This window comes from Acidipila sp. EB88 (assembly GCF_003858395.1).
GTDB lineage: Bacteria > Acidobacteriota > Terriglobia > Terriglobales > Acidobacteriaceae > EB88.
Map to the genome: position 1 here is coordinate 132063 of NZ_QWEV01000005.1, position 23958 is coordinate 156020.

Annotated in this window: 17 protein-coding genes; 13 read left to right on the plus strand and 4 right to left on the minus strand. The window is 64.4% G+C overall.

All coding sequences use genetic code 11. The features are described 5' to 3' along the window. Positions 1–158: 158 nt before the first annotated feature. Both pnp and rpsO read right to left on the minus strand, forming a co-directional pair. Entirely contained in the window at positions 159–2612 is a 2454-nt protein-coding gene (gene pnp / locus D1Y84_RS01555) for a polyribonucleotide nucleotidyltransferase (protein WP_124846940.1), read from the minus strand. Positions 2613–2884: 272 nt separating this feature from the next. After that, positions 2885–3151, minus strand: coding sequence for a 30S ribosomal protein S15 (gene rpsO / locus D1Y84_RS01560; protein WP_124846941.1), 267 nt, complete (start codon positions 3149–3151; stop codon positions 2885–2887). A gap of 112 nt (positions 3152–3263) precedes the next feature. Between rpsO and D1Y84_RS01565 the strand changes: the two genes are divergently transcribed. Then, on the plus strand, positions 3264–5567 hold the full coding sequence (locus D1Y84_RS01565; RefSeq protein ID WP_124846942.1) for a xanthine dehydrogenase family protein molybdopterin-binding subunit: 2304 nt from the start codon (positions 3264–3266) through the stop codon (positions 5565–5567). Positions 5568–5638: 71 nt separating this feature from the next. Here D1Y84_RS01565 and D1Y84_RS01570 read toward each other — a convergent pair whose 3' ends face one another. After that, positions 5639–6622 carry an energy transducer TonB gene (locus D1Y84_RS01570; RefSeq protein WP_124846943.1) on the minus strand — a complete coding sequence of 328 codons (984 nt, stop codon included), beginning with the start codon at positions 6620–6622 and terminating at the stop codon, positions 5639–5641. Between the two features lie 224 nt (positions 6623–6846). On the opposite strand from D1Y84_RS01570, the gene ileS reads away from it, so the two are divergent. The 11 genes from ileS (at position 6847) to D1Y84_RS01625 (ending at position 22076) form a co-directional block, all read left to right on the plus strand. After that, positions 6847–9726, plus strand: coding sequence for an isoleucine--tRNA ligase (ileS, locus tag D1Y84_RS01575; RefSeq protein ID WP_124846944.1), 2880 nt, complete (start codon positions 6847–6849; stop codon positions 9724–9726). After that, positions 9723–10286, plus strand: coding sequence for a signal peptidase II (gene lspA / locus D1Y84_RS01580; RefSeq protein WP_124846945.1), 564 nt, complete (start codon positions 9723–9725; stop codon positions 10284–10286). Before ileS ends, lspA begins: the two co-directional genes overlap by 4 nt. A 118-nt stretch (positions 10287–10404) precedes the next feature. After that, positions 10405–13491, plus strand: a complete 3087-nt coding sequence (gene uvrA, locus D1Y84_RS01585) for an excinuclease ABC subunit UvrA (protein WP_233580951.1) — start codon at positions 10405–10407, stop codon at positions 13489–13491. Then, a complete protein-coding gene (locus tag D1Y84_RS01590; RefSeq protein ID WP_124846946.1) occupies positions 13492–14838 on the plus strand; it encodes a tetratricopeptide repeat protein in 1347 nt (448 codons plus the stop codon). A gap of 32 nt (positions 14839–14870) precedes the next feature. After that, positions 14871–15320, plus strand: coding sequence for a hypothetical protein (locus D1Y84_RS01595; RefSeq protein ID WP_124846947.1), 450 nt, complete (start codon positions 14871–14873; stop codon positions 15318–15320). 523 nt (positions 15321–15843) lie between these two features. Continuing rightward, entirely contained in the window at positions 15844–16680 is an 837-nt protein-coding gene (locus tag D1Y84_RS01600) for a transglutaminase family protein (RefSeq protein ID WP_124846948.1), read from the plus strand. A gap of 68 nt (positions 16681–16748) precedes the next feature. Next, positions 16749–18155: a circularly permuted type 2 ATP-grasp protein gene (locus tag D1Y84_RS01605; protein ID WP_370245798.1), complete on the plus strand. Its 1407-nt coding sequence runs from the start codon at positions 16749–16751 to the stop codon at positions 18153–18155. 51 nt (positions 18156–18206) lie between these two features. After that, complete coding sequence (locus D1Y84_RS01610) at positions 18207–19166, plus strand: alpha-E domain-containing protein (RefSeq protein WP_124846950.1); 960 nt, start codon at positions 18207–18209, stop codon at positions 19164–19166. Positions 19167–19199: 33 nt separating this feature from the next. Continuing rightward, positions 19200–20198 (plus strand): transglutaminase family protein, encoded by a 999-nt coding sequence (locus D1Y84_RS01615; RefSeq protein WP_124846951.1) that lies wholly within the window; start codon positions 19200–19202, stop codon positions 20196–20198. 59 nt (positions 20199–20257) lie between these two features. Beyond that, positions 20258–21376, plus strand: a complete 1119-nt coding sequence (locus D1Y84_RS01620) for a DNA polymerase III subunit delta' (RefSeq protein WP_124846952.1) — start codon at positions 20258–20260, stop codon at positions 21374–21376. A 208-nt stretch (positions 21377–21584) separates the two neighbouring features. After that, on the plus strand, positions 21585–22076 hold the full coding sequence (locus D1Y84_RS01625) for an RNA chaperone Hfq (protein ID WP_158615260.1): 492 nt from the start codon (positions 21585–21587) through the stop codon (positions 22074–22076). Between the two features lie 91 nt (positions 22077–22167). Here the strand turns inward: D1Y84_RS01625 and D1Y84_RS01630 are convergent, their stop codons facing one another. After that, positions 22168–23253 carry an L-threonylcarbamoyladenylate synthase gene (locus D1Y84_RS01630; protein ID WP_124846954.1) on the minus strand — a complete coding sequence of 362 codons (1086 nt, stop codon included), beginning with the start codon at positions 23251–23253 and terminating at the stop codon, positions 22168–22170. On the opposite strand from D1Y84_RS01630, the gene D1Y84_RS01635 reads away from it, so the two are divergent. After that, positions 23252–23947 (plus strand): class IV adenylate cyclase, encoded by a 696-nt coding sequence (locus tag D1Y84_RS01635; RefSeq protein ID WP_233580953.1) that lies wholly within the window; start codon positions 23252–23254, stop codon positions 23945–23947. The genes D1Y84_RS01630 and D1Y84_RS01635 overlap by 2 nt on opposite strands. Positions 23948–23958 lie beyond the last annotated feature (11 nt).

Sequence of the window (23958 nt, forward strand, 5' to 3'; positions counted from 1 at the left end):
CATGCCGAATCAATATTCAGGCACCTCCGCCAGGCAGCTATTCACTGGCGAAAGCACAGTGTCGGTCAGAGCGCAGACTCTACGCCAATCAATCGTGGTTCTGCAGACGCAACAAGGGCCGCGCTGAGCGCGGCCCTTGTTTGCTTTACAGCAACTGCTTACGAGCGGCCCGGGCCACCTGCGCCAGGACCACGACCGCCACCGCCGCCAGGGCGACCGCCGCGCCCACGGCCGCGACGACGACGCTGCGCGGCACCGGCTGCTGCTGCGGCTCCGGCAGGCGTTGCGGCTGCGGCGGGATCGATGTTGAAGTTGGGCTCATCGCCTTCTTCTCCTTCATCGGCTCCGTCGAACTCGTCGAACTCGTCTCCACCTTCAATGGTGATGCTGCTGCCATTGCTGGCTGGCTGGGACTGCTCGCTCCGGGGAGGCGCCGCTGACTCGACGCGCTCACTTCGCCCCCCGTCACGACCACCCTCGGCCGGCTGCTGCAGCGGCAGGCCCAGCTTTTCACGCTGTTCCTTGAGCAATGCCTTGCGGCTCAGCTTGATGCGGTTGCCTTCGAGCCCGAGGACCTTGACCATGACCTGGTCGCCTTCCTTCAGCTCGTCCTTGACGTCCTTGACGCGATGCTCTGCGATCTCGGAGACGTGCAGCAGGCCATCGGTGCCGGGGAAGATTTCGACGAATGCGCCGAACTCTGCCAGGCGAACCACCTTGCCGAGATAAGTCTTGCCAACTTCCGGCACCGCGGTGATGTTGTTGATGATCTCGAGAGCCTTGGCCAGACCGTCGGCATCGCTCGACGCAACCGAAACACGACCCGTGTCTTCGACGTCGATCTTGACGCCGGTCTGCTCGATGATTCCACGAATCACCTTGCCGCCCGGTCCGATCAGGTCACGAATCTTGTCGGTCGGGATCTGCAAAGTCCGGATCTGCGGCGCGTGCTTGGATTTGATCTCGCGTGCGTGATCCAGATGCGCATCCATGATGTCCAGCAGGTAAAGCCGGCCACGACGTGCCTGCTCCATCGCCTCACGCATGATGCCCGAGGTGATGCCGCCGATCTTGATGTCCATCTGCAGAGCGGTGATGCCCTCACGGGTACCGGCTACCTTGAAATCCATGTCGCCGTAGTGGTCTTCCGCACCGGCAATGTCGGTCAGGATGGCGTAGTCATCGCCTTCCTTCACCAGGCCCATGGCGATACCGGCAACCGAGCCCTTGAGCGCGATGCCAGCGTCCATCAGTGCGAGGCTCGCGCCGCACACCGAGGCCATCGAGGACGAACCGTTCGACTCCAGGATGTCGGACACGATGCGGTACGCATACGGACTGTCCGCTTCGTTCGGCAGCACGGCAGAGATCGCCCGCTCGGCAAGCGCGCCGTGGCCAATCTCGCGACGGCCTGTACCGGTCATGCGGCCTGTCTCCCCAACCGAGAACGGCGGGAAGTTGTAGTGCAGCATGAACTTCTTCTTCTGCTCGCCTTCAAACGTCTCGAGACGCTGTGCGTCATCGCCCGTGCCCAGCGTGCAGGTGACAAGCGCCTGCGTTTCGCCACGCGTAAACAGGGCCGAACCATGGGTGCGCGGAAGCACCGAGGTCTCGATCGAGATTTCGCGAATCTGGTCGAATGCGCGACGATCGGGACGGATCCGGTCCTTCGTCACCTGCTGGCGGAAGATCTCCTCGCGCAGCAATTCGTAGTACTTCGACAGCTTCTTCTTGGCCGCGCCCTGCTCGTTCTCCGGCAGCGTCTTGATCTCGGCCGAAAGCTCGTCCTTGATCTGCTTCACCAGCGAATAGCTTTCGATCTTGGCGTGCTTGTGCGTGTCGAGCGCGTCCTTCAGACGATCCGAGACCTTGCTCTTGAGCGTTTCGAAGTACGTCTCGTCATGCTCCACGGCCGAAACCTGGCGCTTGGGCTTGCCTGCGAGCGAAACCAGCTCGTTGATCTTCTCGACGATCTTCTTGATCTCGGTATGCGCGAAGTCGATCGCGCCCAGGACGATGTCCTCGGAGACGCCATCGGCGCCGGACTCGATCATCACGATGCCATCGGCGGTGCCGACCACGGTGATGTTGATGGAGCTTTCCTTGCGCTCAGCATAGGTGGGGTTGATCAGGTACTCGCCACCCAGGTAGCCCACGCGGACCGCACCAACGGGACCGTTGAACGGAATGTCCGACAGTGCCAGCGCGGCCGAAGCAGCGTTGATACCGATGATGTCAGGATCATTTTCCTTGTCTGCCGAGAACACCAGGGCGATGACCTGGGTCTCGTTGCGGAAGGTCTCCGGGAACAGGGGACGGATGGGACGATCGATCTGGCGCGAGGTCAGGATCTCCTTCTCGGAGGGACGGCCTTCGCGCTTGATGAACCCGCCCGGGATGCGGCCGCCGGCATAGGCATACTCGCGATAATCCACGGTCAGGGGGAAGAAGTCGATGCCTTCCTTGGGCTCGGGCGAAGCTACGGCAGTCGCCAGTACAACGGAGTCGCCTTGTGTGACGAGTGCGGCGCCAGGCGCCTGCTTGGCCATGCGGCCTGTTTCAAAATGAAGTCGCTTGCCGCCAGCAAGCTCTACGATGACTTCCTGTTTCATGAATTCCTCATTTCAGAGTGGGTGCGGGGACGGAAGTGCCTGCCAGGTCTGCACCTTGTGCATTCGGAGAGAACGCCCGCGAAGCGGAAGCTGCTGACTGGTGGTGGCGCCTGGGCTCGAACCGCAACGGGAAAGTGCGGGAGCGTAGCGACAAGAAGCAGTGGGCAGGACGCGGCTCCCAGTGGGAACCGTCCTGCCGCGAGCCGTTGAAACGGACTCCAGCTTTCTTGTCGCGTCTGCGTATCGTGCAATGTGTCTGCTTTGATTACGGGTTACTTGCGGATTCCAAGCTTGCCGATCACGTCCCGATAGCGGTCGGTGTCGGTACCCTTGAGGTAATCCAGCAGGCGACGGCGCTTGGAGACGAGCATGAGCAGGCCGCGACGCGAAGCATGATCCTTGGCGTGCGTGTTGAAGTGTTGCGTGAGCTCGCCGATGCGCTCGCTCAAAATCGCGATCTGCACTTCAGGGCTGCCGGTGTCACCTTCGTGGGTACGAAAGCGCGAGATGATGTCTGTTTTCTTTGCGGGTGCCAGCACGGTTGTGCGTTACTCCTATGGCTCTTTAAGTTGATCCACTTCCAAAGTGTATGAGGAGAGGATACCATGCTGGGTCCAGACCCCGCCTGTGTGCTTCCGCATCGAACCAGGCATGCCAGTCCGGTCCCTCACTTCACCAGCAAATGATTTCCCCGCTATCCGTGGCAAACACCACCAGCGCGTCGACGGGCGGGACAAGGTGACCGGGGCAGCCCGGTACGCAGGGGATGTCGCCCTGCCGGGCATGCTCCATGCCGTGCTGGTCCAGGCCACCACCGCCCACGCACATATCCAGGCCATCCATGCAGGGCTGGCGCGATCAGCTCCCGGCGTCGCAGCTGTGTTCACAGGCGCTACACTCACCAGCCCGGCCAGTTTCAGCGCCAGGGACGGCCAGCAATGGTCAGCCATTCAGCCCCCGCCCGAAGCCTTCACGGCCAACTTTCCCGCCGAGCGCCGGGCCCCATTTGCGGATGCCGAGGTGCACTACTACGGACAACACGTCGCGCTGGTGGTTGCCCGAACACTGCTGGAAGCACAGGCGGCAGCCGCGCTGGTCCAGGTGGACTACCAGCCCCTCCAGGCCACGCTCACCCTCGAGCCCGCACTTCCCGGCGCCTACCAGCCGCAACAGTTCGCAACCAACTCGGAAGAGAAGCTCACCAGCAGCCGCGGCACTCCGCCCGTCGCCCCCTACGCCCAGGTAGCCCGGCAGTACCGCACCCCGGTGGTCCACCACAACCCGCTGGAGCCATCCGCCACCGTCGCGTCCTGGGCTGGCGACGCGCTTACCCTGCACGAATCCACGCGGTGGGTCCAGGGCAGCCAGCGGATCATTGCGCACATGCTCAGTGTCGCCCCGGAAAAGGTGCACGTGGTGTCTCCCTTTGTGGGCGGCGCCTTCGGCTCCAAGGGGTTCCTCTGGCAACACAGCGCGCTTGCCGCCCACGCAGCCCGGGTGCTGGGTCGGCCGGTTAAGCTCCTGCTGACGCGTGCGCAGATGTTTACCTCCACCGGGCACCGGCCCGAGACGATCCAGGACGTGGTCCTCTCCGCCTCGGCCGACGGCTCCCTGTGCGGCACGGAACACCACACCCTCTGCGACACCTCGCCCGTCGGGCACTTCGTGGAACCCTGCGGGATGACCACACGCAACCTATATAGAACGCCGTTCGCCCGCATCGGTCACACCGTTGCCCCGATCCACCGGGCTACTCCGTGTTTCATGCGGGCGCCGGGTGAGTCGTCCGGGATGTTTGCGCTCGAAACAGCAGTGGATGAACTGGCCGAGACGCTCAACCTGGACCCCGTGCTCATCCGGCTCCGGAACGACACACTGACCGATCACTCGGAGGAGCGGCCATTCTCAAGCCGTCACCTGGGGGAGTGCCTCGAGCGGGGAGCAGCACTGTTCGGGTGGAAACAGCGCTCCCCTGCTCCTCGGTCCATGCGCCGCGACGGCAAGCTGGTGGGCTGGGGCGTGGCTTCGGCTGCCTACCCGGCCCGGCGCTCACCCGCCACAGTGGAAGCCACGGTCACCGCCGACGGATGGGCCGTGTTCCGCGCTGCCACACACGAGATCGGCTGCGGCACTGCCACGGTCATGCAACAGGTGGCCGCTGATGCCCTCGGCTGGCCCGCCGACCGGGTCCGATTCCTGCTCGGCGACTCAAGCTACCCGGAAGCCCCGGTGGCAGGCGCGTCCATGACCGTCGCCACCGTCAGCCCTGCCGTTGACGCGGCAGCGCAACAACTCCGACGCGCCATCATCGCTGCCGCAGCCCGCGATCTCGCCTCGCCGCTTTTCGGCAGCCCTGGCGGGCAGGTGCAGCTCCGGGATGGCGTGCTTTCGCTTGGGTCCGGCTCGGCCGCGCGGGAATCAGCCACGGATGTTCTGGCTCGTTTGCCGGGTAGGCAGCTTCACTGCCGGTCGCGTGCACAAAGCGGTCCGCGCGCCAAAACGGATTACACCTTCCATTCCTTTGGGGCGCACTTTGCCGAGGTCACCTGGGAGCCAGCCACCATGCAGCTCCGGGTGACTCGATGGGTGTCGGTAATGGACTGCGGCCGCGTCCTCAACCCTGCTACCTCCCGCTCGCAGATCCAGGGTGGCATCCTCTTCGGGCTCGGCATGGCACTGCTCGAGAAAACGATCTACGACCCGGCCACAGGCGCCCCGTTGAACGACAACCTGGCCGAGTACCACCTGCCAACCTGCCGCGATATCCCAGACTTCACCGTCGACTTCATCGAGCACCCGGACTTTCGCCTGAACCCGCTTGGCGTTCGTGGCATCGGCGAAATCGGCATTACTGGGGCTCCCGCGGCGCTTGCCAACGCCGTGTACCACGCAACCGGGCTGCGGCTCCGCGAACTGCCACTCACGGTGGACAAGCTGCTGGCAGCAGGGCTGTGATCCTCGACAACAAACATAGAAACGCGCCTGCCGGGTTTGGCCAGGCAGGCGCTTTCAGTGTTGGCCCAGCGCTAGAACAACTGGAAGTTGACCTCGATGTTGATCTCGACTGGCACAGGCTTCCCGTCCTTCATTGCAGGACGGAACTTGTACTGGCGCACTGCTTCAATTGCCTTCTCGTCTAGCCCCATGCCCAGCGCGCGGGCGACGCGTACACGCTGCGGGCTTCCCTGCGCATCCACGATCAGCGTCAGCGTCACCACGCCCTGGTACTTCTGGCGACGAGCCTCATCCGAGAACTCCGGATCGACCGCGTAGATCACCTTGGGCGACGAGATGCCGCCGCCAACGTGGTACGCACCACCGCCGGTGCCACCATCCGAGCCGGGCCCAATGCCATTGCCATGACCGATGCCGAGGCCGCCGCCCGACCCCTGTCCGATGCCCGAGCCAGACCCGCTGCCGGCCGACAGCGTTACGGCCGAAGCCTGCGGCAGGCCCACGTTGGGCAGGTTGGTGTCCGGCATCTTCATCTGCGGCATGACCACAGTGGCCGGTACCGGCAGCTTGGGATGATCAATCTTGAGGATCTGCGGGGGCGTGATCTGCGTTTTGGAGAAGTCAGGCAGCTTGCCCTTGGTGGGCGGCGTAATCTCGTGCGCGCCTCCACCGCCGCCACCGCCTGCGGGGCGCGTCGGCACGGGCGTCTTCGGCAGAAACGCCGAGATGTCCATCGGGATAACAGTGGCTTCCTTGACCTGCACCACGTGTTTCTTGGGCAGGAAAAACAGGATCAACAGCAGCAATGCGTAGATCAGGATCGCCAGGCCACTCGAGAGCGGCGAGCGCTTCTCGGCGAATGGGTCCTTGACCTCGACCGGCGTCGAGGTAAGTACCAGCGGCGGCAGCTTCTCCGGGCGGAACACGTCCCTCAGGTTCGAGACGAGCGACTCCCACACGCTGCCCTCGGTGCCGGCAGGCATCAGCTCCGTGTGATCGAGCCGCCCCGTGCGGGTTTCGGCTTCTTCAGTGGGGGTCAACAGTTCTGGGCTCATCGTTTCGTTGTCTCGCACTCGAGAGGGTCGCCTTGCGGGCCGGTGGCGTCAACACCTGCCACGCTTTCATTATCACTCGCAGACCTGCCGGTGTCTCCACAGGCCTGCCATCTTGACGCGCCAGAACGGCTGAAGTTACCGGGCGATACAATCTACTTTCACGAAACCCGCACAGTTGTACAGCCCGCACCGCCGTGTTGCACACAAAGGAAGCCCGGAACCAAATGACTGAAGCACAAGCGCCTGAGCTGAAGAAGACGCTCACCCTGCCCGAGACTGCATTCCCGATGAAAGCCAACCTCCCCCAGAATGAGCCCGCGCGGCTGGCGGAATGGGCAGAAAACGGTCTCTACCAGCGGATTCGCGAAGCGCGCCAGGGGGCGAAGAAGTACGTGCTGCACGATGGGCCACCCTATGCCAATGGCCCCATCCACCTGGGCCATGCGCTCAACAAGTGCCTGAAAGATTTTGTGGTGAAGTCAAAAACCATGGCCGGCTTCGACGCGCCGTACGTGCCGGGTTGGGACTGCCACGGTCTGCCCATTGAAATCAAGGTCGACGAGCAGCTCGGCCGCAAAAAGCTCGAGATGCCGGCTGAGGACTTCCTCGAGGCCTGCCGCACCTACGCGCAGAAGTACGTGGACCTGCAGCGCTCCCAGTTCGAGCGCCTCGGGGTGTTCGGCTCCTGGGACAAGCCTTACCTGACCATGTCCCGGCCCTACGAGGCGCAGACGCTCGCGACCTTTTACCGGTTCTTCGAAAAGGGTTTCGTCTACAAGGGGCTTAAGCCCGTCTACTGGTGTCTGAACGATCGCACCGCGCTGGCCGACGCCGAGATCGAATACGAGATGCACACCTCGCCGAGCGTGTACGTGCGGTACGCACTGCGCAGCGACGCTGCAACGGTGTCGCCCGCATTCGCCGGCAAATCCGTCTGGGCCATCATCTGGACCACCACGCCCTGGACCCTTCCGGCATCGCTTGCGATCGCCTTCCACCCGGAGATCGAGTACGTCGCGCTCGAAACCGCGGCAGGCGACGTCTACGTGGTCGCGGCGCAGCTCGCCGCCAGCGTTCGCGAAGCCTGCGCACTCGGCGAGGTAACCGAACTCGCCCGCTTTCCCGGCGCCAAGCTCGACCGCGCCATCTTCCAGCATCCATTTCTTGAGCGCGAAATCCTGGGCGTCAACGCCGACTACGTCACGGTCGACCAGGGCACCGGCGCCGTCCACACGGCCCCGGCTCATGGCGCCGACGACTTCTACACCGGCGTGCGCTACGGCCTTTCCGCGGCCTGCAACGTGGACAACGCCGGGCGCCTGCGCAACGGCGGCGAGGCAGGCGAAGGCTGGGAAGGCAAAACGGTCTTCCAGGCCAACCCGCTGATCATCGAAAAGCTGCGCGCATGCGGTGCGCTGCTGGGCAGCGCCGACGTCTATCACTCCTACCCGCACTGCTGGCGGTGTCACAAGCCCGTGATCTTCCGCGCCACCGAGCAGTGGTTTATCGGCATGGAAACACCGATGCCCTACTCGAGCAACGCCCGCTCCTTCGACGACGAGGAGGACGACGCGGGCGATGCCACGTTCCGCGAGCGCGCACTGCAGCAGATCCACCAGGCCATCACCTGGGACCCCAAGTGGGGCGAAGAGCGCATCGCCAACATGATCGCCACGCGCCCCGACTGGTGCATCTCGCGCCAGCGCGTGTGGGGTGTGCCGATCGCGGTGTTCCTGTGCGGCGCCTGCCACGAGCCGCTGCGCGACTCCCGCGTCAACCAGCACGTCGTCGGGCTGGTCCGCGAGCACGGCGCCGGGGCATGGCACACGCACTCGGTCGAACAGCTGCTGGGCCCGGGGCGCACCTGCCCGCGGTGTGGCGCCGTAGACCAGTGGACCAAGGAACAGGACATCCTGGACGTGTGGTTCGACTCCGGCTCGAGCTGGAGCGCGGTGCTCGCCGAGGACCCCGCTCTCGGTGTCCCCGCCGACCTCTATTTTGAAGGCGGCGATCAGTACCGCGGCTGGTTTCACACCTCGCTGCTGACCGCCGTCGGCACCAGCGCATCAGGCGAGTCGCCCTACCGCAAGGTAGCCACTAGCGGCTGGACGCTGGATGAGCAGGGCCGCGCCATGTCCAAGTCGCTCGGAAACGGGGTCGACCCGGTCGACGTGGCCAATCGCATGGGCGCTGAGATCGTGCGCCTGTGGGTCGCCTCGGTGGACTTCCGCGAGGACGTGGCCGCCAGCGAAAACCTGATGCAGCGTGTCGCCGACACCTACCGGAAGCTGCGCAACACCTTCCGCTTTCTGCTCGGCAACCTGCAGGGCTTTGATCCTTCGCAGCATGCCGTTGACCCGGCGGAGCTGCTGCCGCTGGACAGCTACATGCTCGCCCGCACCCGCGAACTGGCGGAAAAAGTTGGGGCCTGGTACGACTCCATGGAGTTCCACCGGGTCTACCATGCCATCAATGAATTCTGCATCGTCGACCTGAGCTCCCTGTACCTCGACGTGCTCAAGGACCGCATGTATACCCTGGCCCCCGCAAGCCTCGAACGCCGCTCCGCGCAGACCGCGCTCTGGCATATCGCCGAGACGCTGGTCCGCCTGGTGGCGCCTGTGCTGAGCTTCACGGCAGAGGAAGTGTGGGGCTATCTGCCCCCGGTCCCGGGCCGGGAGTCTAGCGTGCACCTGGCGCAGTTTGCGGTGCCCGGCACAACCCTCGCCGAGCCCGAAGCCTGGGCGACCATCTTCCGCATCCGCGAAGACGCGATGCGCAGCCTGGAAGAGGCCCGCAAAAACAAGCGCATCGGCAAAGGCCTGGAAGCGCACCTGCGCATCACCGTGCCAGAGGCCGAGCAGCCTGTGCTGGCCCGGTATGCCACCTCACTCAAGGAGCTGTTCAACGTGTCGCAGGTCACCGTGATCCCGGGAACAACCACCTCCGTAGAAACGCTGCTGGCCGATGGAACCAAGTGCGGCCGCTGCTGGAACTACCGCACCGACACCGGCGACTATGGCCCCTGGGCGGACGTATGCGGTCGTTGCGCAGACGCACTCGCCGCCATGGGCTACTCGCGCGAGACCGGAGTGCGGGCATGAGCGCATTTCCCATTCGCTACGAGCGGCGCACCCGTCGGCCCCCCAGACAGCGGGACTGGCGCATCCTGTTCTTCCTCGTCGCCCTCCTGGTAATCGCGCTTGATCGCATCACCAAGCTCTGGGTACAGAAGCACATCTACGAAGGCGGCGGCATCTCGGTCATCCCCGGCGTCTTCCGCCTGTCGCATGTGCTCAACGAAGGCGCGGCTTTTTCCCTGTTCAACGATGCGCCTGCCGACCCCACCCGGTGGGCGCTGACCGCATTTTCCATAGTGGCCGCCACGATCGTCACGGTGCTGCTTCTCCGCGCCGGGCGGCGCTTTACCTGGACCGCACTGGGACTGGCCCTGGTGCTGGGCGGCGCGATCGGCAATGCCTGGGACCGGTTGCAGTACAAGATGGTCACGGACTTCCTCGAGGTCACAATCGTGCGCTATCACTGGCCCGACTTCAACATCGCGGACTCGGCCATCGTAGTCGGCGGGATCCTGTTGTTTCTGGGTGCTTTGTTCACCAAGCAGGCCGCTCCTGATTCACCCGCGCAAAGCGATCCCTCCTGACAGCGGGCCATGCCGGCCCGCTCGCCCCTCAAAGGCCATTACCGCCCCTTTATAATCAGGGTTTGGCCGCCTCGTCCGAATTGCACCATCGACGCGGCCATGCATCTTGAGGGGCCAGGTGGCGCGCATCCCGACTGAACACATCTCGAACGACCAGATCACTTTGCGCGGCGTCCGGGTCCACAACCTGAAGAACGTCGATTGCAATATTCCGCACGGCAAGCTCACCGTGGTGACCGGTGTTTCCGGCTCCGGCAAAAGCTCCCTGGCCTTCGACACGATCTACGCCGAAGGCCAGCGCCGCTACGTGGAATCCCTCTCGGCCTACGCGCGGCAATTTCTCGAGCGGATCGAAAAGCCTGACGCCGATCTCATCGATGGCCTGGCGCCGGCAATTGCGATCAAGCAGAAAAACACCACGCGCAATCCGCGCTCAACGGTAGCGACCGCAACCGAGATCTTCGACTACATGCGACTGCTGTACGCACGCTGCGGCGTGGTGCACTGCCTGGTCTGTGACGGCATCGTCAAGCGCGATTCGGTCGACGAGATCGCCGCCGCGGTGCTCGCGCTGGGCGAAGGCACACGTTTGCATGCGCTGTTCCCGGTGCTGGCCTCGCAGGCCCCCGCGCCTGCAGCCGAGCCGGTCTCACCCATGCTCGAGAAGCGCTCCCGCTCGCAGGCAGGGCTCAAGAAAGCAGCATCCAAAAAGGCCGCCGAGGATGCTGCCGTCAAGCCCGGCGAGCTTTCCCCCGCAATGCGCGAGCGCCTCATGGATTTGCGCAATCGCGGTTTCAATCGCCTCTACCAGAACAGCACCATCTTCGAATTCTCGAGCCCCGAGTCACTGCTCGAGATTAACTGGTCGCTGCCGCTGTATGCCCTGGTCGACCGCATCGCCATCACCGCAGACTCCCGCAACCGCATCGTGGACGCCGCGGAAATCGGCTACCGCGAGTCGGGCGAGATCCTGTACGAGGTCGTGCGCCGCGCCGGACAGGATGAAGCATCGGTTCCACCCGAGCGGCTGCGCTTCTCCGGCGCGTTCGAGTGCAAGAACTGCCACCGCATCTACTCCGAACCCGAGCCCCGCCTGTTCTCCTTCAACAACCCTTTCGGCGCATGCCCACGCTGCCAGGGCTTTGGCAACACCATCGACTTCGACCTGGACCTGATCCTGCCGGACAAGCACAAGTCCATCGACGAGGGTCTGGTCGACCCCTGGACGCGGCCCAAGTACGTGCCGTACCAGACAGAGTTGCGACGCGTCGCCAAGCAGCACGGCATCCCCACCAATGTTCCCTGGTACGACCTGACGCCGGACCAGCAGCAGTTCGTCCTGGAAGGACAGGGCGCGTTCCTCGGGGTGCACCGCTTCTTTGAGCAGATGGAGACCAAGAAGTACAAGCTCCACGTGCGCGTCATGTTGTCGAAATACCGCGGCTACGCCTCGTGCCCGGAGTGCAAAGGTCAGCGCCTGCGTGCGGAAGCCCGGGCCGTACGCCTAGGCAGAAACGCCGAGGAGAGTGCAGGCGCCGGGGCAAAGAATATCTGCGAAGCCGCGGCTCTCACGATCACTGCTGCTCACGCATTTTTCGATGCGGTGGAACTCACGCCCATGCAGCAGGAGATTGCCGGCTCGATCCTCAAGGAGATACAGCAGCGGTTACGTTTTCTTGACGCCGTGGGGCTCGACTACCTGACCCTTGATCGCCTGGCATCGACCTTGTCCGGCGGCGAAGCGCAGCGGATCCAGCTCGCAACCTCGCTTGGCTCGCAGCTTGTGGGCGCGCTCTACGTGCTCGATGAGCCTTCGATTGGCCTGCACAGCCGTGACACCGAAAAGCTCATCCGCATCCTCAAGGCGCTGCGCGATCTTGGCAACACCATCCTCGTTGTCGAGCACGACCCGGACGTCATCGAAGCCGCGGACTACCTGCTCGATATGGGCCCCGGCGCTGGCGAGTTCGGCGGCCGCCTGCTTGCCGCAGGCACGGTTCAAGAGGTCGCCGACCACCCTGATTCCCTCACGGGCAAGTACCTGAACGGCATGCTGACCATTCCGGTTCCGCAGAAGCGGCGCCCCGTCCCGGCAGAGACCAGCAAGGACTGGCTGCACCTGCGCGGCGCGCGCGCCAACAACATCAAGGGTGTGGACATCTCCATACCGCTCAACGTGCTGTGCTGCATCACCGGCGTCAGCGGCTCGGGCAAATCCACGCTGGTGCACGAAGTGCTGTACAAGGCCGTTGCCCACGAGCTCGGCCAGACCGAGGGCGGCGATCCATCGCGCCTGTTCCGCGAACTCCGCAACGCCGATCGTCTCAACAACATCGTGCTGGTCGATCAGAACCCGATTGGCCGCACCCCGCGCTCAAACCCGGTCACGTACATCAAGGCCTTCGACGCGATCCGGGAGCTCTTTGCCTCGCAGCCTGAGGCCGAGCGCCGTAGCTATGCCGCGGGGCACTTCTCGTTCAACGTGCCCGGTGGCCGCTGCGACGCGTGCGATGGCGACGGCACCGTCACGGTCGAGATGCAGTTCCTTGCCGACGTGGAGCTACCCTGCGAAGAGTGCAACGGCACGCGTTACAAATCCGCCGTGCTCGAGATCCGCTACAAGGGCAAGAACATCCATGAAGTGCTGGGCATGACGGTTAAGGAAGCGCTGCGGTTTCTCGCGGGCAACCCCAAGATCGTCGACAAGCTTGCCGTGCTGGACGAGGTCGGGCTCGGCTACGTCCGACTGGGCCAATCTGCAACCACGTTGAGCGGTGGCGAAGCACAAAGGGTCAAGCTGGCGTCACACCTGGCGGCGGCGCGCACCTCGCCCCAGAGCCGCGCAAAAACCGGCGGCAGCCGCGTGCTCTACATCCTCGACGAACCCACAACCGGGCTGCACTTCGACGATGTGGGCAAGCTGCTGCTCGCCTTCCGCAAGCTGATCGACGGCGGCGGCTCGCTGGTGGTCATCGAGCACAATTTAGATGTGATCAAGTCCGCCGACTGGGTCATCGACATGGGCCCCGAGGGCGGCTCCAAGGGCGGCCAGGTCGTCGCCGTGGGCACGCCGGAACAGATCGCAGCCAGTGAACTTTCGCACACGGGCCACTGGCTGGAAGCAGCCCTGCAGCCGCGGCGGGTGGGAGCCCGGCACGCCGCTGAGAGCCCACTGGAAGCGGACGCCGCCATGGAGACGCTCTAGATGCGCCTGCACACTGCCCTGCTGCTCACCCTTGCCCTGGCACCCTGCGCCGCCATCGTGCACGCACAGAACACACCTCTGCCCCCGGGCACGGCCGCGCCGCCGGACGCCCCCGCCAGTACATCCACAGCCAAGGCAGGCCCCCAGCCTGGCCCATTGAACATTGCCGAAGAGAAGCTTGACGCCAGAGACTACGCGGGCGCACGCGCCGTGCTGCTTCCGTACCTCTCTGCGCACCCCGGCGACGCGCGCGCACTCTTTGACCTGGGCTACGCCGAGGACGCCGCAGGCGACACGGCTGCGGCGGAAGCAGGCTACCGCAAGGCCATCGCTGCCGACCCGAAGCAATTTGAAGCACAGGCTGCCTTGGGGCTTCTGTTGGCTAACCAGGGCAGGCGTACCGACGCCGTCACCGCGCTCCAGGCGGCGGCCTTGCTGACACCCGCGCCACCCGACCCGGCCGCGCAGGCGCAGGGCAACCGCACGCTGGCCCGCCTGCTGGAGCCGTCTGACCCTGCAGCCGCGCGACGCGCGCTGATCGCGGCATTGCAGCAATCTCCCGAAACGCCGCCGGACACGCTGCTGGCGGCAGAACTGGCAGCGGCCGCCGGGGACACCGATGCAGCCGCCGACGCCTACGGCAAGGTGCTGGCAGCGACGCCCGCCGGCAGCCCCGCGCAGGCCGAGGCAGCCGCGGGCCTGGCGCACCTGCTGATTGCCGCAAAGCGCTACCCCGAGGCGGAGCCGGTGCTCAGGAAAGCACTTGCGTCCAATCCACAAAGCCCCGCGTTGAACAGCGAACTAGCCGAGGTGCTCAGCGCCGAGGGAAAACCGGAGGACAGCATCGCGGTGCTGGAAACCCTGCACGCCGGCCACCCGGACGACAGCGCCATTTCGACGATGCTTGCGGATCTGTACACGCAGACCGGCGACCTAGACAAGGCCGATACCCTGTACCAGCAGCTACTTGCGACTCATCCGCATGACGCCACGCTGCTGGCGGCGCATGGCGATGCCCTGGTCCGCGGCAAGCACTTCGCGGAGGCTATTCCGGTGCTCCAGGAGGCGACGCGACTTAATCCCTCGGACGGCAACGCCTGGTCGGGCCTGGCGTTTGCAGCCAGCCAGGCGGGCCAGCCCCAGCTGGTCCTGGACGCACTTGCTATGCGCTCAAAAGTAATGAGCGAGACGCCTGCTACCTATTTCCTGGCGGCCACTGCGTGCGATAGTCTGCACGCAACCAAACGTGCGGTGGAGCTGTATCGACAGTTCCTCTCGGTCGCTGGCTCGGGCTTTCCGGATGAAACGTGGCAGGCAAAACACCGCCTCATAGCCCTGGCGAAGTAGCTGATACGCAGTGTGGCCGGGGAGCGTCTCCTATGCGCAAGTGCCTGCCTGTCGTCCTGCTTTTACCGCTCACCAGCGCCGCTGTTGCCCTCGCTGCCAACGAACCCAGGGTTGACTCAAGCACCCTGCGAGCCCTGGCGGAAAAAGCCGAACACGCCAGCCTCCGCGACCAGTGCTTCCTCTATGCCCAACTGGTACGCAACGGCACAGAGCTCGCCGATAGCGAACTGGCCGAGGGCGACAGCGAAGCGAGCGCGCTGGCCCTGCGTTCGGTCGAGGCCTACACCGGCATGCTCGATACGGCATTGGCCGGCGACGCGAAGAAGCTCAAGGACGCTGAAATCCTGCTGAGGGAAAGCGCGTTCCGCCTCAAAGCCGCCATGCTCGCTTCGTCGCTTGAGGACAGGCCCGCGCTCGCATCGGCACTGGTTAAAATCAATGCGTCCGAAGCCAAGGTGCTTGGAGCGGTGTTCGCGCACTAAGCCGAAGCAAGCTGCGCTCCCGCGTACTTTCGGGCACGCAGCAACGCGGCTGGTACGAGGCCGCACCATCAGGCGCGGGCTGCCTTGCTGCCTTGCCAGATGGGGGCTGCGGAGTAACCGCGGCCTGCGCCCGCTCCTCATGGCCGTGGCAGTCCGTTGGTGCATCCCGGCAGTGCAAAGTCAAACCGGAAAGACTGCCCTGTCTCTCCCGACGTGTACTGCGCCTGCGCTGCTAAGCGCAGCCTGAGCGCTCCCGTGAGGCAGCGTTCAGGCTGCTCCCGGCCTGTTTCCTGCAGAATGGTTAAGCCCCGCACCGCATCCTGAAACCGCACCCATGCTCCCCAGCAATGGCCAGGCAGCCGCAGCGTCGAGCTACGCCATGCCCGCTCCGTGCATCACACACTTTGCTTCTTGCCCCGATTCACCTAGCTGTTACAGTCGTAAGCAAACGCGCCGGACCCAATCAGTCACCCCTGCGCCAGCCGTGGCAGAACCAGACACCCCTGCAGGAGGGCTTAGTAGAGTGCACCTTCGCCTTGGCTTTGATATCCGCTTTGAACTCCCTTTCCCCGTCGCCCTCGTCGCCATGCTGCATGTTCACCCATCCTGCGATAGCCGCCTCTTGCTTCCAGACACGCTGCGCACCGATCCCGGTATTGAAGTCAAGGAGTACATCGACAGCTTCGGCAATCGCTGCTCGCGTCTGTACGCGCCCGCTGGCTCGCTGCGACTGTTCAACACCACTGAAATTACCTGCTCCGATGACTCCGACCTATCCCAGGTCGACGCTCCGGAAGTGCCGGTACAGGAGTTGCCGAACGAAGTTCTGCAGTTTCTGCTCAACAGCCGCTACTGCGAAGTGGATCGGCTCTCCGCTGTCGCACTGGACCTGTTCGGCGGCATGAAGCCCGGCTGGTCACGTGTGCAGGCGGTGGTTGCTTATGTGCACCGCATCGTGCAGTTCGGCTATGGTTTTGCCCGCTCCACCAAGACCGCGCTCGACGTCTACACCGAACGCACCGGCGTCTGTCGCGACTTCCAGCACCTTGCCATCACGCTTTGTCGCGCCCTCAATATTCCGGCGCGTTATGCCACCGGCTACCTCGGCGACTTCGGCGTACCCCCGAGCGCGTCGCCCATGGACTTCAGCGCGTGGTTCGAGGTGTATCTCGGCGACCGCTGGTACACCTGCGATGCCCGGCACAATCGTCCGCGCCTGGGCCGCGTGCTCATGGCAACGGGCCGCGATGCGTCCGACGTTGCCCTCACCACCTCGTTCGGCACCGCCAACCTCCGTCACTTCACTGTTGTCTCAGACTGGCTCGATGAGCCGGGCCGGGAGACCGGAGCGGGCGCATGAATACCACCGCGCCGCGATTCGCAGATGAGTTCCTGCGCGAGTATTTCCTCGACGGCGCCTACGACGAGATGTTTCTACCGTCCGGAGACATCCGTGAGCAGTACAAGCTGCTTCTTGATACCTTTCGTTCGCTGCCGCAGGAGGAACTCCTGCGGCGCAAGCACTCTGCTGACCTTTCCTTTCTTACCCAGGGCATCACCTTCACGGTCTATGGCAAGAAGGAAGGTACCGAGCGCATCTTTCCCTATGACATGCTGCCCCGCATCATCACGGGCGCCGAGTGGGACACGATCGAGCGCGGCCTGATCCAGCGCATCACCGCGCTGAACCTCTTTCTTGGTGACGTCTACAACGAAGGCAAGATCCTGCAGAGTGGCGCGGTGCCCCGCGAGATCGTCTACTCGTGCCCGCACTTCCGCCGCGAGATGCGCGGCCTGCAGGTTCCGCGCAACGTCTATATCGCCGTCACCGGCACTGACCTCATCCGCCTCAACGACGGCCGTTTCGTTGTGCTTGAAGACAACCTGCGCGTACCGAGCGGCGTGTCGTACATGCTCTCGAGCCGCCGCGTCATGAAGCGCACCTTTCCCAAGATCTTCCGCGAGTACGGCGTGCGACCGATCGAGCACTACCCGCAGGCCCTGCTCGCATCGTTGCGCTCGCTCGCGCCCGAAGGCCGGCCCGAACCGACCATCGTGCTGCTCACCCCCGGCGTGTACAACTCCGCCTACTTTGAGCACACCTATCTCGCGCGGCAGATGGGCATCGAGCTCGTTGAAGGCCGCGATCTGGTCACGCATAACAACGTCGTGTACATGCGCACCACCGCCGGGCTTCGCCGTGTCGACGTGATCTACCGCCGCGTCGATGACGACTTCATCGATCCGCTCGCCTTCCGTGGCGATTCGATCCTCGGCGTGGCCGGGCTGTTCAACGCGTATCGCGCCGGCAACGTCACGCTCGCCAATGCCTTCGGCACCGGTCTGGCCGACGACAAGGCGCTGTACGCCTACGTGCCCGCCATCATCCGCTACTACATGGGCGAGGAGCCGATCCTCGACAATGTGGAGACGTTTCTGATGACGGACAAGAAACAGCGACAGTATGCGCTGGCCAATCTCGACAAGCTCGTGGTCAAGGCCGTGGGCGAGTCCGGCGGCTACGGCATGCTGATCGGGCCGCACGCCTCCCGCGCAGACCGCGAAGATTTTGCGCGCCGCATCGAGGCCAATCCCCGCAACTACATCGCGCAGCCTACACTTGAGTTCTCCCGAGCGCCATGCCTGATCAACGCCGACAATACCGGCACGTCCATCGAGCCGCGTCACGTCGACCTGCGCCCGTACATCCTCTACGGCGACAAGGTTACAGTGGTGCCCGGCGGCCTCACGCGCGTGGCGCTGCGCAAGGGCTCACTCGTCGTCAACTCCTCGCAGGGCGGCGGCAGCAAAGACACCTGGGTACTCGATGACTAGACACCTCTCCGCTTCCAGCTTCTCCACCATGCCCCTGCCTGGAGGTTTCCCATGCTATCCCGCGTAGCCGACAGCCTGTACTGGATGAGCCGCTACCTGGAGCGCGCCGAGCACACCGTGCGCATGCTCGACGTAAACTTCGCCATGACGCTCGATCCATCCAGCACCAGCGAGGACGTGCGCTGGCGCCGCCTGCTGCTTGCGCTCGGTTCCTCCGACGAGGACTGGAACGGCGACTCACACGCCCTGGTGCAGAAGCTCACGCATGACGACGCTCACGACGCGTCGATCAAATCGTGCATCGCGGCCGCGCGCGAAAATGCCCGCCAGGTCCGCGAAGAGATCTCATCCGAACAGTGGCTGCAGCTGAACCGCATGTACCACCTCGTCACGGAGAATCCGCAGTCCGCGCGCGCCACGCCCCCGGATGAGTTCCTCGCCGTGGTACTCGACGGCCTTCATCTTTTTCAGGGTGTGACCGACACCACCATGAGCCACGGAGAAGGCTGGCATTTTATCCAGGTGGGCCGCTCCATCGAGCGCGCCTCATCCATCGCTTCGCTGCTCACCGTCTACGAGATGGGAGTCTCCGGGCTTGGGCAGTCCGAGCCTGTAGGCAGCCATCACTTTCTCGAGTGGATCGGCCTCCTTCGCTCCTGTACGGCGTTCGAGGCGTACTGCAACGTCTACACGGCTGACCTCACAGAATCGCAGATCCTCGAGTTCCTGCTGTTGAACAAGGACTTTCCCCACTCCGTGCGTTACTCGATTGATCGGTTGCGCGATGCACTGCTCGCCCTGCAACAGGAAAGTGGTCGTCTGTCTCCGCAGGAATTGTTGCGCGTGGCCGGGCGCCTGCAGTCAGCACTCAGCTTCGTCGAGATATCCGACGTGTTGCAGGGTGGCGTTGGCGAGTACCTCGCCATGGTGCTGCACGAGAGCCGGCGCATTCACTCGCTCATCTACCGCGACTATATTCACTACTCCGTGCAGACCGCCCTTGCCATGTAAGCGCCCTACCCACCTCGTGCTCAGGAGCCGCCGTTGAAGTTCTATTCCGTTCGCCACCTGACGAAGTTTATCTACCAGAGCCCGGTCAGCGAGAGCGTCATGGAGACGCGCATGCACCCGCGCTCTGACTCCAACCAGCGCTGTCTTACCTTTTCGTTGTCCGTCAGTCCGCGCTGCCGCGTCTTTTCCTATCGCGATCACCTCGGCAACCAGGTGCAGCACTTCAACATCCCCGGCGAGCACTCCCAGCTCGTCATCATTGCCGAGTCGCTGGTGGAGCAGCAGCAGCTCGCGCTGGTGCCGCACTTCCTCGCACCCGATGCGTGGCAGGAGCTCGACACGCTGGTCAGCGTCGGCGACTACTGGGAGATGCTGCTGCCGAGCGAGTTTGCAGCACCCACCGACGCACTGCAAAAGCTCGCCAGGACGCTCGACGTGTGTCGCCGCGATGATCCCTTGATGGTGGTGCGGGACATCAACACGCGCCTGTACGAGTACTTCAACTACGTACCCCGCTCCACACGCGTGGACTCGCCCATCGATGAAGCCATCAACTCGCGCGAGGGTGTGTGCCAGGACTTCGCACATACCATGATCGCGCTGGTACGCACACTCGGCATCCCCTGCCGCTACGTCAGCGGCTACCTGCACCAGAATGCGTCCGACATCGCTCCGGGACATGACCGCTCGCTGCCCGACGCCACGCACGCCTGGGTTGAGGCGTTCCTGCCGCATCTTGGCTGGGTGGGATTCGACCCGACCAACAACCTCCTCGCGCACGAGCGGCACATTCGCACGGCGCTCGGCCGGGACTACGCAGACGTTCCCCCCACGCATGGCGTGTATCGCGGGCGCACTGCCAGCGAACTCTACGTCGCCGTGCAGGTAGACGCGTTCGACGAACCGCCTGCCCTCGATCGCGAAATGCCCATCCCTCACGACTGGTCCATCATGGTCGAGAAGGCACAGGAGCCGCCGCCACAGGCATCGCCACTGCTTGAAATTCAGCAGATGCAGCAGCAACAGCAGTAAATCGCTTCAGCCCGGGCGTCTCTGCGCCGCCTGGGCCACGGCCGGTCTACCCTTGTTCTATGAGCTTTCACGATTACCTGGGCAACGAGCCAACGGTGCGCCTGCTGCGCGAAAGCCTCGCGGCCGGACGTCTGCCCCACGCAATCCTGCTCGGCGGCCCGCGTGGCGTGGGCAAGTACACACTGGCCCTGATGGTGGCGCAGGCTGCGAACTGCCTCACGCCGCCCGCCGTCGAAGCAGACCCGAATGGCCTTCCTGACTTCTGCGGGACCTGCACCAACTGCGTGCGGATCGCGGCGGCTGCGCCCCTGCGCGACCGCGTGGAAGAAGCCGTGGCTGCACGTGAGGAGCTGCGCGATGCGGACAAGAAAGAAACCCGCATCCTGGTGCAGACCCACCCGGACGTGATCGTTGTGCCGCCTGACCCGCCGCAACTGCTCATCAAGCTTGGCCAGGTGCGCACGGTCATCCGCGAGATCTATCGGATCCCCGCCGAGGCGCGCCGCTCCTTCTTCATCTTCACCAGCTCCTCATTCATGAAGGAGGCCGCCAACTCGCTGCTCAAGGTGCTCGAAGAACCGCCGGCTCACGCCACGATCATGCTGCTCTCCGACAACCCCATGGAGCTGTTACCGACGATCCGCTCGCGCACCGCCGCGTTCACGCTGGGGGCGCTTCCCGCGGAAACCGTGGAGGCGCTTCTGGCCGCGCGCAGGCCGGAGTGGAAGCCCGCGCAGCGTGCCCTGGTAGCCCGGCTCAGCGAGGGCGCTCCCGGAGCGGCACTCGCGTTCAACCTGCCGGCGTACGAGGAAAGCCGCACTGCCGCATTGCTGGTTGTTCGTGGCGCCTTGCGGGAGACAGATTACAGCGCGCTGTTCCGGATGACGGAAGCCTTTCGCGCGGGCGCCGAAGGCCAGCAGAAAACCAGTGCGCTCCTGCGCGCGTTGCGCAGCCTCCTGCGTGACCTCATGCTCATCCATGCCGGGCAAAGTGCCTTGTTGCGCAATCTTGATATCGCCCGCGAGCTCACCACGCTTGCCGAAGCGATCACCTTCCCGTGGCTCGAACGGGCGGTGCGCAGCGTGGATGAAGTGGAGACTGGCATGCGCCGCAACCTGCTGCGCTCCCTGTCGCTCGACGCGATGGCAGGCGCGCTGGCGCAGTCAACTCCTTCCTGATAGGAGCTGCAGCCGCCGTGCGCGGCACGGCGAGACTGTTACTCGCGTAATCGATCCCCCGCGTGAGCAGAGGCTTTGACTTTGCCTGCACGCAAGAACCTCAGCTAGGATGAGGCAAGTTTTCCCAACTGATCTCTGACCTGAACGCGGATGAGCAACAGCCATCCTCCGCATCCCGGACGAGGCCTCCGCGAAAGGACGTATGCCGATGGCGCAAGCGCCAAAGCTTTTCGATGTGTCTGCGGCAGCAGCGAAGCGCCCAGTATTTGTCCGTTCTTCCACAGGAGGCGGTCCGCTGTCGGCTGCACCGTTGAGCCCCGTTGCGGCTCCCCCGCCAGCCGCGGAGCTCCAGCCGATCGATGCCGGCCCACGCAAGCTGGTGCGTCCGCGCCTGCCGGAAAACACCATGCTTGTGGTGCCGCCACGCCGGCTCCGCGGGCCGTCGCCTCTTGTTCGCCACGCCGCATCGGCCAGCCCGGCGCGTCCCTCGGCAGCCGCCGCCAGTCACGCCGAGGCACTGTACTTCCAGAAACAGATCCAGGCGCAGACCAGGATGGTGTTTGTGCTCGAGGACGGAGAACAGATCCAGGGCGTGGTGGAGTGGTTCGATCAGCACTCCATCAAGATCCGTAACCACACTCGTACCCTGATTTTTAAACGGACCATCAAGTACCTGTACAAAGCCGGCGAAGACTCCTAGCCAGCAGGAAGGCGGCAACCTACGCCTTCCTGCGCCTCCGAAGCCACTGCAAAGCCATGCCCGGACGAATGGGAACCATCGTGGAAATGCTCTATGCCTTGGGCATGGCAGCCTTGCGCAGCCGGTCGCACAAAGCCGATCCGAGGCCTTCTGCCGCTGGCAAAGCACACACAATGTGATCGACCCCGGCGTCATCGAGCCATCGCAGCCCCGCGAAAAGACTCTGCGCAAGCTCCGGTAGTTCCTGCCATCTGCCCCACGGAAATCGCACCAACGCCGATGGCAGCTGCGCTTGCTGCTCCGCTGTGAGCAGGCCCTCGGGAAGCATCAGCCCGACGCGGCCCGGCATGAGCGCGCGCACCTCCCGCACAATCTCCCACGCCTGCGCCGATTGCTCGGCGTCATAGTCCACCAGCACCACCCGCGCACGCGGTGCGTAGTGCCGCAGCCCTACGCCGGGCGACGGCAACGCTTGTGGCTTTACAAGCTCTGTCCCCGGAACAGCCTGGTGCATGCGCACCCTCGGCCACACGGCCGCGAGCTGCTCCAGCGTGACGGCCCCCGGGCGGTACACGAGGCAGGGGTCCTCACAGGCGTCCACAACCGTCGATTCCAAACCATGCTCGGAAGCACCGCCATCCAGCACCGCATCGATCCGGCCATCCAGGTCAGCAAGCACGTGCGCAGCCGACGTTGGACTGGTATGCCCGAACAGGTTGGCACTGGGCGCCGCAACGGGGCAGCCGGCAGCACGCAACAGTGCCTGCGCCACGGGGTGTCGCGGCATGCGAACACCCACACGAGCGCGCCCTGCGGTGACCAGGTCCGGCACCGCGGCGCTTCGCGGCAGCAGCAGCGTCAGGGGTCCAGGCCAGAACCGCTCGATCCACAGCCGTGCGGGCTCCGGCACCTCCGCCACGACGCTGTAGAGCATCTCCATATCCGCCACATGCACGATCAACGGGTCCCACGTGGGCCGCTGCTTGGCAGCGAAGATCTTTTCCAAGGCGGCCACATCCCACGCGTTCGCACCCAGCCCGTACACGGTCTCGGTTGCAAAGGCCACAGTGGCGCCGGCACGCAACAGGGCGGCCGCCTCCGCAATCGCAGCACGGCTGCTGGCCGACCCCCAGGGGTCGGCCGGGTCCGCAAAAAGCCGCGCCGTCAACAAAGCCATGCCCCCATTATGCCGCGCCCAGCCACGCCGGGTCCGCGTGCGCTCTTCGTATACTTGGTGCATGGAGCATACGCGGCAAAGCAACCAGCCCGACGCACCGCAGGGTGAGCACAAGAGCCCGGTCGAGATCGAGGTCAAGTTCCGGGTCGCGGACGTGAACACTCTGCAGCAACGCCTCACGGCGCTCGGTTTTCAGCAACAAACGCCGCGCACCTTTGAACACAACCTGCTGTTTGACACGCCCGATCACTCGCTGCGGGGCACGCGCTCCATCCTGCGCATCCGCCGCTACGGCGACCGCTGGGTGCTGACGCACAAGTGCCTGCCGCCCGACTTCGACCCCGCCGAACGTCTCAAGCACCGCCTCGAAACAGAAACCGTGATTGAGGATGGCATGGCGCTGGCCACAGTGTTCGAGCGGCTTGGCTACGTGGCTACGTTTGAATACGAAAAGTACCGCACGGAGTGGACCGACGGGACAGGCCACTGCGTGATCGACGAAACCCCGATCGGCCTTTTTGCCGAACTCGAAGGCTCCGAATCGTGGATCGACCGGCAATGTTCAGCCCTGAGACTCGCACCGCATGACCTTCTGACGCTGAGCTATGGCCGCCTGTTTGAAGCATGGAAGGAAGAAACAGGCAGCGCCGCCGCACAGCTTACGTTTGCCGAGTGCGGGACCAGCGCGGGCTAGCCACCGCCGCT